This window comes from Corynebacterium aurimucosum (assembly GCF_046895345.1).
GTDB lineage: Bacteria > Actinomycetota > Actinomycetes > Mycobacteriales > Mycobacteriaceae > Corynebacterium > Corynebacterium aurimucosum_G.
Genome location: NZ_CP160096.1, coordinates 1,617,835 through 1,631,073, shown reverse-complemented (window position 1 = coordinate 1,631,073; position 13,239 = coordinate 1,617,835). Strand labels below are relative to the sequence as shown.

General features: G+C 57.1%; 11 protein-coding genes. 2 read left to right on the top strand and 9 right to left on the bottom strand.

Annotated features, from left to right (window positions below; genetic code table 11):
- Positions 1-55: 55 nt before the first annotated feature.
- Complete coding sequence (locus ABZS45_RS07805) at positions 56-1,114, top strand: Cj0069 family protein (RefSeq protein WP_010189357.1); 1,059 nt, start codon at positions 56-58, stop codon at positions 1,112-1,114.
- A 196-nt stretch (positions 1,115-1,310) separates the two neighbouring features.
- Positions 1,311-2,462, top strand: a complete 1,152-nt coding sequence (locus tag ABZS45_RS07800) for a DUF4282 domain-containing protein (RefSeq protein WP_412099343.1) — start codon at positions 1,311-1,313, stop codon at positions 2,460-2,462.
- A 301-nt stretch (positions 2,463-2,763) separates the two neighbouring features.
- Here ABZS45_RS07800 and ABZS45_RS07795 read toward each other — a convergent pair whose 3' ends face one another.
- The 9 genes from ABZS45_RS07795 to ABZS45_RS07755 all read right to left on the bottom strand — a co-directional run bounded on the left by ABZS45_RS07795 (position 2,764) and on the right by ABZS45_RS07755 (position 13,183).
- Positions 2,764-3,180: a DUF3151 domain-containing protein gene (locus ABZS45_RS07795; RefSeq protein WP_412099342.1), complete on the bottom strand. Its 417-nt coding sequence runs from the start codon at positions 3,178-3,180 to the stop codon at positions 2,764-2,766.
- Positions 3,181-3,323: 143 nt separating this feature from the next.
- Entirely contained in the window at positions 3,324-4,598 is a 1,275-nt protein-coding gene (locus tag ABZS45_RS07790; protein WP_412099341.1) for an MFS transporter, read from the bottom strand.
- Positions 4,599-4,910: 312 nt separating this feature from the next.
- The gene (locus ABZS45_RS07785) at positions 4,911-5,501 is read right to left on the bottom strand and encodes a Maf family protein (protein ID WP_412099340.1); all 591 of its coding nucleotides are present in this window, start codon (positions 5,499-5,501) and stop codon (positions 4,911-4,913) included.
- A 4-nt stretch (positions 5,502-5,505) separates the two neighbouring features.
- On the bottom strand, positions 5,506-5,700 hold the full coding sequence (locus tag ABZS45_RS07780; protein ID WP_070528100.1) for an acyl-CoA carboxylase subunit epsilon: 195 nt from the start codon (positions 5,698-5,700) through the stop codon (positions 5,506-5,508).
- 9 nt (positions 5,701-5,709) lie between these two features.
- Positions 5,710-7,041, bottom strand: a complete 1,332-nt coding sequence (locus tag ABZS45_RS07775) for a carboxyl transferase domain-containing protein (RefSeq protein WP_412099339.1) — start codon at positions 7,039-7,041, stop codon at positions 5,710-5,712.
- 59 nt (positions 7,042-7,100) lie between these two features.
- Positions 7,101-8,714 (bottom strand): acyl-CoA carboxylase subunit beta, encoded by a 1,614-nt coding sequence (locus ABZS45_RS07770; protein WP_412099337.1) that lies wholly within the window; start codon positions 8,712-8,714, stop codon positions 7,101-7,103.
- Positions 8,715-8,849: 135 nt separating this feature from the next.
- Positions 8,850-9,704 (bottom strand): PRD domain-containing protein, encoded by an 855-nt coding sequence (locus ABZS45_RS07765; RefSeq protein ID WP_412099336.1) that lies wholly within the window; start codon positions 9,702-9,704, stop codon positions 8,850-8,852.
- Between the two features lie 83 nt (positions 9,705-9,787).
- Positions 9,788-11,227: a 6-phospho-beta-glucosidase gene (locus ABZS45_RS07760; protein ID WP_412099335.1), complete on the bottom strand. Its 1,440-nt coding sequence runs from the start codon at positions 11,225-11,227 to the stop codon at positions 9,788-9,790.
- On the bottom strand, positions 11,228-13,183 hold the full coding sequence (locus ABZS45_RS07755; protein ID WP_412099334.1) for a beta-glucoside-specific PTS transporter subunit IIABC: 1,956 nt from the start codon (positions 13,181-13,183) through the stop codon (positions 11,228-11,230). It abuts the gene before it with no gap.
- Positions 13,184-13,239: the final 56 nt, after the last annotated feature.

Genomic DNA, 13,239 nt, shown 5'->3' with positions numbered 1-13,239 from the left:
CCTGCGTTATTTTAAGAAGAGACACTCATTAACCCCCTAGTGAAAGGGAAGCACTGTGCACAAGGCAATCGTCGTCTTCGAGGTTGAGGGCGGATCCGACAAGCAGATCAATGGACACCGTAAGGACACCATGCCGATCGTCGACTGTATCAAGGATGCAGGTTGGCACGCAGAGGTTGTGTTCTACCGCCCTGAGTGGTCCGAGAAGCTCTTCGAGTACGTATCTGAAAACTTCGATGCCTACATTTCCCGCGTGAACCCGGGCAACATCCCGGGCGGTGAGAAGGGCTACTTCGACTTGCTCACCAAGCTTTCCGACGCCGGCCTAGTCGGCATGTCCACTCCGTACGAGATGATGGCCTACGGCGCCAAGGATGCCTTGGTTAAGCTCAATGACACGGACTTGGTTCCGGCTGACACCGCCGCCTATTACGACGTCGAGTCCTTCCACAAGACCTTCCCGGCCTCCCTGTCCTACGGCGAGCGCGTGCTCAAGCAGAACCGCGGCTCCACCGGCTCCGGCATCTGGCGCGTGCGCCTTGCCGACGAGAAGCTGGCGGAGTCCGTGGAGCCGGGCACCGCACTGCCGCTCGACACCAAGATCAAGTGCACCGAGGCTGTAGACAATCACACCGAGGAGCGCGAGCTCGGCGAGTTCATGGACTTCTGTGACCAGTACATCGTGGGTGACAACGGCATGCTCGTGGACATGCGCTTCATGCCGCGCATCGTCGAAGGTGAGATTCGTATTCTCCTCGTGGGCCCAGACCCAGTCTTCGTTGTGCACAAGAAGCCGGCTGAGGGCGGCGACGCCTTCTCCGCCACCCTGTTCTCTGGCGCCAAGTACACCTACCAGAAGCCGGAGGAGTGGCAGGAGCTCGTCGACATGTTCGCTGAGGTCCGCCCGGTCATTGCTGAGAAGCTCGGTGGCGACAACATCCCGCTGATCTGGACCGCAGACTTCATGCTGGCGGACGGTGAAAACGGTGAGGACACCTATGTCCTTGGTGAGATCAACTGCTCCTGCGTGGGCTTCACCTCTGAGCTGGACATGGGCATCCAGGAAAAGGTCGCGGCTGAGGCCATCAAGCGCGTGGAGGCCAAGCACGCATAAGCGTTTAATTTCGCGCTAGCCTTGCCAAGTTTCCCCTGCCGTGGCAGGGGAAATTTTCATTTTCTTGGGGCTTATTCCCAAGCCGGGCTGCCAGTGAGCGAGATCTCAGGTACCTTCGAAGGGGTAAAAAATTGCGCCAGTGTAGTGCTGTAGCGTGCTGCGAAATTCGATGATTCTCCGAAAGGTCTAAGGAATAATGACGAACCCCAACCAGTTTGGTGAGAACGCCGACAACAGCGATAGCAACGTGGGCGATAACAGCTTTAATGGTTCCAACGGTGCGAACGCTGGGAACGATAACTTCGGTAGCTTTGGCAGCTACGGCAGCCCCCAGTTCAACAATGATAGCTCGGCGTCTGGCTGGAATGCTCAGGATTCAAACTCCGATTTTGGCTGGGGCGGCCAAGCAGGCTACGGCGATTACTCTGAGAGCTCTGCTGAGACTTCTTCCTTCGGTAGCGCCTCTTCCCAGGATTCGCAGCCGGACACTGACAGCGAAGCTAAGGACAGCACTTTTGGCTCCGGCTTTGCCGCGTCCGAGTCTGCCTCTGGTTCTGCCAACACGGAGTCAGCAGACCACAAGTCTGAAAACCATGAGACCCGCGCTAACCATGACTCTTTTGGCGCCTCCTACGCTTCCTACAACACCGATAGCAGTGCTGGTGCCGAGCACTCCGCTGAGTCGACGAACTCGAACCAGAGCTACAGCAGCAACGGCTATGGCAATGACGGCTTTGGCGGCGGTGCGCAGACGGAATCCAACCAGGGCCATGGATTTGGGCAACAGTCTAGCGATGGCTTCGGCTCCCAGGCTTCTCACTCCAACTCCACGTCCGGTTTTGGCAGCTACTCCCAGCAGAATCAGGGCTTCGGCGCTCAGGAACAGCAAGGTTTCGGCTCCCAGGGACAGCAGAGCTTCGGCGCACAGGAGCAGCAGGGATTCGGCCAGCAGAACTCGCCCTTTGCTGCCTCTCCGCAGAACAATCAGTACCCGCAGCAGGCCGCACAGAACGGTGGTTCTTCTAAGAGCACGGGCTTCTTCAAGGCGCTGTTTGATTTCTCCTTCAGCAGCTTTGTCACCCTGAAGTTCTCCTCCTTCATCTACATGCTGCTCGTCATTTTGTCAGCAGTCTTCTGGGTAGGAACGATCCTCTTCTCCTTCGCGTTTTTCGCTGACAGCTTTGTTGTCGGAATCCTGGCGTTCCTCGGTGCCGTGATCGGCGGTGGAATCGCGTTCCTTTTCTATGTCATCCAGTTCCGCTTGATCCTGGAGTTCTTCGTGGCGAACATCCGTACCGCGCAGAACACCGGTGACCTTGTTGCCAAGGCAGACGGCGACAAGGCTTAATCGCATACCAATCCCTGCGCTGCTTTAAGTTAGACAGACTAATCCCGCGGCCTCAATATTCGAGGTCCGCGGGATTTTTGTATTTAAACCGCCGTGCCCGTCGGGGAGGTCCGCTAGCCGCCATGGGTGGTTCCAGTCATATGGTTCGGATCAGAAGGTTCATGTGCCCCCAAACAAACCATCTTTGGGCACCTAGATGGTTCACCTGCCCCCAGCTAAACCTTTTGAGTAGAACCAGGTGACCAGAACCATGTAGTGGACTGGGGGAGGCGGGAAAGCACGCAACGGCGCTACTGGCTGTTTAGTCCAGCAGGGTGGCGACGGATTCGGGGTCGGCGTCGGAAAGCATCTGGCGGATGCGGTCATATTCCGCGTCCTCACCGATGGCCTTCGCAGCATGGCCCAGTGCGGCAATCGCGCGCAGCACGCCCTGGTTGGGCTCGTGGGAGAAGGGGACTGGGCCCCAGCCCTTCCACCCATTGCCGCGCAGGCGGTCGAGGCTGCGGTGGTAGCCGGTACGCGCATAGGCGTAGGCGGTGATGAAAGCGGTGGGCTCAGAGCCCTTGTGCTTGTCTAGTTCCTGCTCCGCTAGCAGTGCCCACAGCAGCGGGGAATCCGGGTGGGCGACAATTCCTGCGGTGAGATCGGAAGTGCTGTCAGCACCCGGATCGGCCGGCAGCTTGATGGGCGGGGGAGCGAGCATATCTTTCATTTCCATGCCGCCCCACTCTAGCCATGTGGCAGCGAGGCCACCAGAGGGGGCGGGTTTGGATACGACTACTCGAGATGAAGGCTGGATCCCGACTAGGGGATACGAAGACTTTGGGTGTTTGGTTTTGCCGTTGGAATTCGGCATAAGGGCTATTCGAGAATGGGGAGGGAATTGAACTCGGCTGCTTTAGGTAGTGCGCGTAAGACTGAACCCGCCACTATCAAGCAAGAGATAGCCGAGCACAGGGCGCATAATGCCATGCTTGCCTGAAAACCAATTGCAGAAAGAAGAACGCCTGCGCTGGCGGAGGCGATAATTGGTAGTAATCCCATCATCAGGCGTGCTCCCGCCGAGCACTTACCTATCTTTTCAGGGGGTGCAGATAGTGCAAGTAGTCCACCAGAGTACGAGTTACATGCGATCGAGGGGATGACGATGAAAAATGCTGCGACTGCGATCAGCGGCCAATAATGAGAAAAGGAAAGAAGGAAGATATACCACATTAATTCCCAGAGCATGGTTGCTCGGATTATGTTTCTTCCGGGGAATCGCTTGATGAGGTGGTCTTGAAAGAATCCTCCAACAATCATGCCTAGGGTAAACATGGTGGAAGTTAAGCCGATTATCCAGCCATCAACTTTAAGATAGGCCAGCCATAGATCTATGGACGCGATGAGGAAAAAATTGGCAAAATTCGAGCATAAATCGATGCTGAAAATTGCCCGGAGCACCGGATATTTCCAAATCCAAGCCAAAGAATATTTGGTATCGGACCAGAACTCTGTAAATGAATACTTCTGGTCACTGATTGTTTCACCTAGGTTTGCATTGATGCTCCTTGAAGCATATACGGGACCAAGCCCAGACAGGGCTTGCGTTATAAAAGGAATAACCGGGGCGAGTCCGTAAAGGAGGCCTCCCAAGGGTAATCCAACCATCCAGATAATGTTGTCTCGAGTTTGGTTACGGCCTTGTGCTTGGACAAGTAAATTCTCTGGGATGATGAATCTCAGAATGGCATTGGTTAGCCCTCCGAAGGTGCCTGTAATCATCCCAGCAAAAAAGCTGAAGAAGAATAAGGAGATGAAGGTGAATTTACCCAGGCAGAGGAGGAAGGAAAAGGAAGACCAGATAGCAATCTGACTCAGGCCGTAAAGGAGAAGCAGATTCTTCTTATCGAAGCGATCAATGATCATTCCGGCTGGGATGGTCATGATCAAGGAGCCAGCTGAGCTTGCTGCTCCGATGAGACCTGCTTGGCTTAGACTTCCAGTGAGGCGGAAGCTCGCAAGTGAAACAGGGATGGCAATGAGGGATGAACCCAAAGCGCTTGTTGTGTCGGCGAAGAACCACCGTAAGTAATCGGGATGACTCTTGCGTACAATAGTCCAAAAATTTCCACCAGTAGTATTGTGATCTTGCATCGGTTCTCTCTATGTTCTGACAACCGCGACTGGAAACTCATGCGCGCAGCATGAACCCAGCGTCGGATTTTCGAGGTAGACAATTCTCTCGGCGGTGAAATATTGACCCGTCGAAAGCAGCGGTGTGTCAAATAGAAATTACTGATGCAGCAATGAGGACATGGTGTGCTCCAAGTTCCTTACTTAAGCTCTGTGCGAGTTCCTGAAGCGATTTAAAACCTGTAGATTGCAGGATCTAATTCCGCTCTTTCGCATGCAGTGAAATGTGAATCACATAATATCGGTGATTAAAAATCCAGTCAATAGGTTTGATTAAACCCAGAAGCCGGAAACGTTGAGCCCAAAGGAATACAGCGCGCGGCGCAGCACTGGTAGCGAAAGGCCGATGACGGAAGAAGGATCGCCCTCAATGCGGTCGATGAACCAGCCGCCGAGGGCTTCCAAGGTAAAGGCGCCGGCGCATTCCAGCGGCTCGCCGGTGCGGGCGTAGGCCTCGATATCGGCGTCCGAGGCCTGGGCAAAGTGCACCGTGGTGCGTGAGGCTTCAACGAAGCGCTCCTCGCCGTAGAGCACGCAATGTCCGGTGATGAGCTCCGCGGCGCGGCCGGCTTGTGCGTGCCAGCGCTCTACGGTGGCCTCGGGGGTGTGGGGTTTGCCTTGGAGGGAGCCGTCGAGAAGCAGCATGGAATCCCCACCCACCACGACGTCCTCGGGATAGTCGGGAGCAATGGCCTCCGCCTTCGCGGCAGCCAAGGCGCAGACGATCTCGGCGGGCTCAGCACCGGCCAGGCGCTCCTCGATGGCCCGCTCATCCACGTGGGCCGGCGCGATGACGGGTTCCACGCCCGCGCCCCGCAAGATAGACAGGCGGGACGGAGACTGGGAAGCCAGAACCAAGCGCATGTGCTTAGTAGTAGCGGACGTTGCGGAAGGCGGACGGGTTGAACACGTCACCCGGCTGGCCCCACAGGTCGCGCTCAGAGCGAGTATCGGCGGCCTTCGCACGCGCCTCGGAGTCAAGCTGGCTGAGCACCGTGGTCAGGGCCGCCACTTCAGCATCGGTGGGGTTGCCGTTGAGAACGGTAAACAGGGAAGCGGTCATAGGAAACCTCTACAAAACGATATTGCCGTGTTTCTTCGGCAGGGTCGGAATAATCTTGCGATCCAGCAGGCGCAGGCCCTCAATGAGGGAACCGCGGGTGGCTGCCGGGGTAATGACAGAATCGACGAGACCACGCTCAGCGGCCTGGTACGGGGTGAGGTAGGCGGCGGCCTCCTCCTCGCTCAGCTCCAGCTCGGCGGCCAGTTCGGGGGCATCGGCCACGGCGATCTCGGCCGTCGGCCAGGCATAGGACAGGTCCGCGCCGAGCTCCTTGGAGCCGAAGGCGATATAACCGGTGCCGTGCGCGCGGCGAACGATGACGCTGATTTTTCCCACGCTCGCCGCGGAGTAGGCGTGCACGAGCTTGGCCAGCGCTGCCTTCTCCACGTCCAGCGCCGGAGTGTCGACGAACTCGATGATAGGGGTGTTGAAGGCATCGCAGAGGCGGATGAAACGCGCGGCCTTAGCGGCAGCTTCCGCATCGAAGGAGTCGCGGTTGGCGATGATGCCCACCGTGCGTCCCTCCACGCGGCCGAAGCCGGTGAAGACACCGCGCACCTGGGCACCGAGCTCGAAAACATCCTCACAGGTGGCGGTGACCACGTCAGCGAGATCGACCGAGCCGTCATCGCCCACGAGGGTATCGAGGGCGTGGTCGGCCTCGCTGATGTTCTCCTCCACGGAGCCCGCAACGATGGTGGCCTCGGTGCGGGGCGCGGCGGCACGGTTATTGGAGGGCAGGTAGGAGAGCACGCGCTTGGCGACGCTCACCTCGTGCTCCCCGTCCGCCTGCACGTCACCGTCTGGAGCGATGACGACATCCGACAGCGCGGCCACCAGCGAAGCCTCCTTGGAGTCCGCGTAGACCGCCGTGACCTGCGGGATGAGGCCGGAAGCGGTGGTGGCGCGGGCAAGGATGCGAGCCTGCATGGCGGAGGAGACGATGCCCTCCTGGGCGCGGGGCTTATCGCCAGCCACCAGTGCGACGATGGGCACGCCGGTCTTAATAGCCAGGTCATAGAGCTTGGTGACCTTTTCGCCATAGACCTCGCCCATGGTGCCGTCGAACAGCGAGGCGTCCTGCGCATAGGCGCAGACCTTGCGGCCATCGACGGTTCCGAAGCCGGTGACGACACCATCGGTGTAAGGGCGGATGTGCTCGCGGCCGAACTCGGTGGAGCGGTGGCGAGCGAGCGCGTCGGTCTCCACGAAGGATCCGGCGTCAAAGAGCGCCTCGATGGCGCTGCGGGCCGCAGGAACCTCTCCCTGCGGCGCCCGGGACTCGGTGAGCTTGGCGCTCAGGTCCTCGATCTTGCCAGCGGTCGTCTTCAAGTCAGTCATGGGACACTAGTGTAATACAGTGCGTCTTCTGTACTAATCTGTGCCGAACCGAGTGCGGCCTAGAGCGGGATGTTGCCGTGCTTACGCGCCGGGCGAGCCACGTTCTTGTCCGTGAAGAAGCGCAGATTTTTGGCGATTGCACTGCGGGTTTCGGAGGGGAGAATGACGGCGTCGATAAGCCCGCGCTCCGCTGCCTTATAGGGATTCAGCATGTGGTCTTCATACTCGCGCTCGAAGGACTTGGTCAGCTCAGCTACGTCGAGGCCCTTCTCGTGGGCTGCCTTGATTTCCTTGCGGTAGATAAAACCGACGGCGCCGGCAGCACCCATGACCGCGATCTGGGCGGTGGGCCAGGCCAAGTTGACGTCCGCTCCCAGTCCCTTGGAGCCCATCACGCAGTAAGCGCCTCCGTAGGCCTTGCGCAGGGTGACGGTGATCTTCGGAACGGTGGCTTCGGCGTAGGCGTAGAGCAGCTTGGCGCCGCGGCGCAGGATGCCGTCATGTTCTTGGTCGGCGCCGGGGAGGAAGCCAGGGACGTCGACCAGCATGATGATTGGGATGTTAAAGGCATCGCAGGTGCGCACGAAGCGCGCGGCCTTCTCGGAAGAATTGATATCGAGGCAGCCGGCGAAGACCTGGGGCTGGTTGGCCACAAACCCTACGGTGCGCCCTTCGATGCGGCCGAAGGCGGTGACTACGTTATCGGCGCGGTCGGCTTGGATCTCCAGGTAATCTCCGTCATCGGTGAGAGCCTCGATGATCTCCTTGACGTCATAGGGCTGGTTCGGGGAATCCGGGATGATGCTATCCAGCACGAGGTCATCGACGGTTTCTTCGCCGAGATCTTCGTAGGGCTCAACCGGGGTCAGCTGCCGGTTATTGGAGGGCAGGTAGGTCAGTAGGTCGTGGACCCAATCGAGCGCTTCCTCGTCGCTAGAAGCGGTGTAGTGCGAGGTACCGGACTTGTGCATGTGGACGCCAGCGCCGCCGAGTTCTTCCTGGCTGACTTCTTCACCGGTGACGGTCTTGATGACGTCTGGTCCGGTCACGAACATCTTGGACTTCTCATCCACCATCACCACGAAGTCGGTCAGTGCGGGGGAGTAGGCGTTGCCGCCGGCGCAAGCACCCATGATGACGGAGATCTGCGGGACGACGCCGGAGGCCTTGACGTTCTGGTAGAAGGTCTTAGCAATCCAGTCCAGGGACACGGCGCCATCTTGGATGCGGGCGCCGGCGCCCTCGTACAAGCCAATGAGCGGGCGGCCGGTGGTGATGGACAGCTCCATGATCTTGATCATCTTCTCGCCGTAGACCTCGCCGAGCGCACCGCCGAAGACGGTTCCGTCTTGGGAGAAGATGCAGACCTCGCGGCCGTCGATGGTGCCCCAGCCGGTGACGATGCCATCGGTCAGCGGGCGCTTCTTGCCCATCCCGAAGTCCGTGGTGCGGTGCACGGCGAGCATGTCGGTTTCTACGAAGGAACCTTCATCGAGGAGGTAGTCCAAGCGTTCCCGAGCCGTGAGGCGGCCCTGGGCGTGGACCTTTTCGTGGGCTTTTTCGCCCATGGGCTGCGCCGCTGCTTCGCGACGCCTCTTCAGTTCAGCGATCTTGCCTGCGGTGGTGTCGGCGCTCAGGGAATCAAGCTCCGACAAATGTGAGGAAATAGTCATGTTTCGACAGTGTAGAGAAGTTTTGTATAGGAATGTATAGCGACATGCGAGTGATTTCCCTCACAATCTTTGTTTATGCAGGTAGGTGGGCGGGAAAAGTGAGGGTTTCCTCGCATACGGCGTGTTGGGTGCATGCTAACCGTCCTTGCCACCTTGCTCAGTTCCAAGGGCGCTGTGCAGGCGCGCAACGTGTAGGGCAATGTAGGCGAGCTCATTGTCATTAATGGCATGACCTTGACCTTCCAATTTGGAACGGACGAGACGAGCAATGCGCACTGCTGCAGCATCATCGTGTTCGATAGCCGCAAGCATGGAGTGCAATGGTGCGTCAGCTTCCCGGCTCGGGGAATGTAAACGTGCGAAGAGATACCGCAGGTGCGTAACGAATCGTGTGACCGTGGGGGAGCTGGGGCGAAGGTGGCACTGAAGCTCGGAAGAGACCAAGTCGAGAAGAGCAGAGATTTCCTTCGTGGTGTTTTCTGCCTTGGTCATATCCCCATCCACAAACTGTGCGTTGATGAAATGCATCGCTACGGCGGCGGCTTCATCGCGGGCTAGACGGACGCTAGTGGCTTTCTCTACTTGGTCGAGGAGCTTTAATCCCAGCTCAAATTCCTCTGGGTACAAAGTGGATACTTCCCACATCAGTGGGTAGCTGAATTCGATTCCGCTTTCTTCGCGTTCGATTGCGAAAGAAATATGATCTGCTAGACCTAAAACTAAAAGCTGTGTTTCGCTGACTTGAGAGTGCGTGTTCACGAAATTTACAACAAGATTGACTATGTCTAGCGGGAGCTCAGAGAGCAGTGCGGTGAGGTTTGCGATGGGGTGAGCGGAGCTTGGGCGGAAAACTTGCTCCACAGCATCATCCTGGATTTCATCGCCAAGCTTTCGACCGAAACCAATCCCCTTGCCCAAGCAGATAGCTTGAGTGCCTTGTGCGTCGGTACAGAGCACAGCGTTGTTGTTAAGTGCGCGGATGACATCCATAGATTTAGGGTACAGGGCACGGTAACGCCGACTTGAAAGGTCCAGTCGTACGTGACCGTGCCCTGTCTTAGGGGGTGAGATTGTTAGAGCTCAGCTCCATTGGAAGCTATGACGTTTCGGTACCACTCGAAAGAATCTTTCTTTGAGCGGGCCAGAGTGCCATTGCCCTCATTATCGCGTTCGACGTGGATCATTCCGTAGCGCTTCTTCATTTCACCGGTGGTGAAGGAAACTAGGTCGATGATTCCCCACGGGGTGTAGCCCAGGAGATCGACGCCGTCTTCGAGGACGGCCTCCTTTACTGCCGCGATGTGATTGCGCAGATAGTCGATTCGGGCCTCGTCGTGAATGGAGCCATCGTCTTCCACGTTATCGACCGCACCGAAGCCGTTTTCTACGATGAAAAGCGGCTTTTGATAGCGGTTATAGAGGGAATTGAGGGAGTAGCGCAGACCTTGTGGGTCGATTGGCCAACCCCAATCAGAGGACTTGATATACGGATTGTCTACAGAGTTGGGCAATCCGCCGTTGACCGAGGAACCAGCGTCGGCCACTGCATCGTGCTTGACGGTGTTGGACATGTAGTAGGAGAACCCGAGGTAGTCGACGGTACCGTTGCGGAGGATTTCCTCGTCGCCGTCTTGGAAGCCTGGATCAATTCCCTCTCGCTCAAATTTCTTCAGAGCATAAGCCGGGTAAGAGCCGCGGATTTGTACATCGGGGAAGAAGTAGCGATCGCGGCTAGCAATTTCGGCGGCCATGATGTCTGAGGGATTGCAGCTGTACGGGTAAATCGGGACCATGGCAACCATGGCGCCGATCTGTAGGTCGGGATTGATCTCGTGTCCTACCGCTACGGCACGTGCGGAGGCGAGCAGGCAGTTGTGCGCGGTCTGGTACAGCACCTGCTGAGGGTTTTCACCTTCGGCGATGGTCACGCCCGAGTTGGTCCAAAGGAAAAGTGGGTTATCCACATTCATTTGGTTGTTGATCTCGTTGAAGGTCATCCAGTACTTGACCTTCTTGTGGTAGCGCTCGAAGCATACTCGTGCGAAGCGCTCAAAGAATTCCACGAGCTTGCGGTTACGGAAACCGCCGTATTCACGAGCGAGGTGAAGGGGAATCTCGAAGTGGCTTAATGTGATGACGGGTTCGATACCGTACTTAAGAAGCTCGTCGAAGACCTCGTCATAGAACTTGAGTCCTTCTTCATTGGGCTCAAGCTCATCGCCTTGCGGGAAAATCCTGGACCAAGCAATAGACGTGCGGAAGCATTTGAGTCCCATTTCTGCGAAGAGCTTGATGTCTTCGCGGAAGCGACCGTAGAAATCGATTGCTTCGTGGTTGGGGTAGAACTCGTTGGCTTCGATGGCTTCGGTGACGCGGCGGGGAACTCCGTGGGCACCAGCGGTGAGGACGTCGACGACGGAGGGGCCTTTACCGCCCTTGTTCCAGCCGCCTTCGAATTGGTGTGCAGCAACAGCGCCGCCCCAGAGGAAATCCGGATTGAGTGACGTGGTCATTTACTTGGCTCCTTCTGCTTGAGTCTGGTTCGAGGACTTGGCTTCAACGGCCATGAGCTCGTTTCCATGAGTGGTACGGGTTGATGGATGGATGATGACATCAGCGAATTTCTTCGTATTCGTGATGATTACTGGCGTAGTGAGTGAATAGCCGGCTTGGGTAATCGATTGAGCGTCAAATTCAACCAATAAGTCTCCTTCTTCGACGCGCTGTCCCTTTGTAACGTGACTGGTGAATGGCTTTCCCTTGAGCGCGACCGTGTCTAGGCCGATGTGGACCAGAACTTCAACGCCGTCATCTGAAATGATCCCTACAGCGTGTTTGGATGGAAGGACAGTCGCAACTGTGCCATCGAAGGGCGCATAAACCTTGTTGTCGGTTGGTTCTATGGCCACGCCATCGCCCATGGTGCCCTGTGCAAAGACCGGATCGTCCACCTCGTTAAGGGCGAGAACTGTGCCAGTCACAGGGCTTGAGATGTGGAAGACGGTCTCTTTTTGGGAGAGTTGGTTGTGGTATTCAGCGGATGCGGCATCGGAGTCGGGAGAATTGTCGGTTACTTCGGCAGGGGCCTCGGCGAGCACATCCGTGAAGCCAACAATGTAGACGCCGATGACAGCTCCGAAGAATGCTACAGCGCAGCCAATAATCTCACCCATGAGCGAGTTCGTTCCAGGTTCGTAGGCATTCATGATGGTGAGCACGCCAGGTAGTCCTGCATAGACGTATTGCAGGGAACCGAAGAGGGACACCACAATGGCGCCTGCCGCACCCGCGACACAGCCCACAATGAAGGGCTTCTTTAGGCGGAGTGTAACGCCATAAATAGCGGGTTCAGTGATGCCGAAGACGCCGGTCAGGGAAGCGGATGCGGCGACCTTCTTCATTTCGGGGCTGCGAGACTTGAGGAAGACTCCGAAGGCCGCTCCGACTTGGGCAATCACCGCAGCGGTTTGGAAGGCTTGGAAGGGGTCTGAGCCATACTGCTCAAAGTTTGCCAGGACCATTGGGGTCACGCCCCAGTGCACACCAAAAATGACGATTACCTGCCAGAAACCACCTACCATGGCAGCGGCGACAGGGGGAGCAACATCGACCAACCAGTTGAAACCGTCTGCAATGAGAATTGCGCCCTGGTTGGATAGAGGGCCAATAATCAGAACAGTGAGTGGCACGGCGATGATGAGGCAGAACAGTGGGGTAAACAGCTGCGTGATGACCTCAGGTAGGTGCTTCCGGAAAAACCTTTCGAGGTAAGACAATCCCCAAACGACGAAAAGGGGTGGAAGCACAGTTGAGGTGTATGTGGTCTCGCTCAATCCAAAACCGAAGAGCGAAATGTGTTCGCCCTCGGCCACACGTGAGGCAATGTCGGCCATTTCTGGGGCGACGAGAGCACCAACGGCGGCGACAGAGATGAATGTGTTGGTCTTGAAGAATTGCGAGGCGGTGATCGCGATGAGGATGGGGAGGAAAGTAAAAGGCGCCCAGCTCATGAGCGAGAAAATCTCGTATGTACCTGTCTCACCAAACTCCGGCCAGGCGGCAGTGATCAGGATGAGCGCACCTTGGATAAGGCCCGCTGCGGCGAGTACGTAAATGAAGGGGGCAAAGACCGCCGACATCATAGCGATGATGCGGTTCATGAGGGTGGGTTTATTGTCCTCGTCATCAATTTGCTGTTCATTAGGATCGATTCCTAGCTGATCAATGGCAGCTTCGTAGACCTCTCCCACGCGGTTGCCGATGACGATTTGGAACTGCCCTCCCTTCTCGACGGTTGTGATGACACCGGGCAGATTCTTAATCTTGGTGTGGGCGTCTTCGGGAGTGCTCTTCAGGACAAGGCGCAGGCGAGTGGCGCACCGAGCAATTCCTGTGATGTTAGATGGCCCGCCGACCAGAGTGATGATGTCGTGGGCAAGCTTTGGATAATCACGTACCGGGGCGGTCATGATGTCCTCACTTTCGTTCTTAGGCTTTCGAAAAGTCCCAAAACGAAAAAGACTCG

Bases quoted from the DNA above. Each gene is read 5' to 3' on its own strand.
- ABZS45_RS07800 (WP_412099343.1), top strand. From the start codon at position 1,311: ATGACGAACCCCAACCAGTTTGGTGAGAACGCCGACAACAGCGATAGC.
- ABZS45_RS07795 (WP_412099342.1), bottom strand. From the start codon at position 3,180: ATGGAAATGAAAGATATGCTCGCTCCCCCGCCCATCAAGCTGCCGGCC.
- ABZS45_RS07790 (WP_412099341.1), bottom strand. From the start codon at position 4,598: ATGCAAGATCACAATACTACTGGTGGAAATTTTTGGACTATTGTACGC.
- ABZS45_RS07785 (WP_412099340.1), bottom strand. From the start codon at position 5,501: ATGCGCTTGGTTCTGGCTTCCCAGTCTCCGTCCCGCCTGTCTATCTTG.
- ABZS45_RS07780 (WP_070528100.1), bottom strand. From the start codon at position 5,700: ATGACCGCTTCCCTGTTTACCGTTCTCAACGGCAACCCCACCGATGCT.
- ABZS45_RS07775 (WP_412099339.1), bottom strand. From the start codon at position 7,041: ATGACTGACTTGAAGACGACCGCTGGCAAGATCGAGGACCTGAGCGCC.
- ABZS45_RS07770 (WP_412099337.1), bottom strand. From the start codon at position 8,714: ATGACTATTTCCTCACATTTGTCGGAGCTTGATTCCCTGAGCGCCGAC.
- ABZS45_RS07765 (WP_412099336.1), bottom strand. From the start codon at position 9,704: ATGGATGTCATCCGCGCACTTAACAACAACGCTGTGCTCTGTACCGAC.
- ABZS45_RS07760 (WP_412099335.1), bottom strand. From the start codon at position 11,227: ATGACCACGTCACTCAATCCGGATTTCCTCTGGGGCGGCGCTGTTGCT.
- ABZS45_RS07755 (WP_412099334.1), bottom strand. From the start codon at position 13,183: ATGACCGCCCCGGTACGTGATTATCCAAAGCTTGCCCACGACATCATC.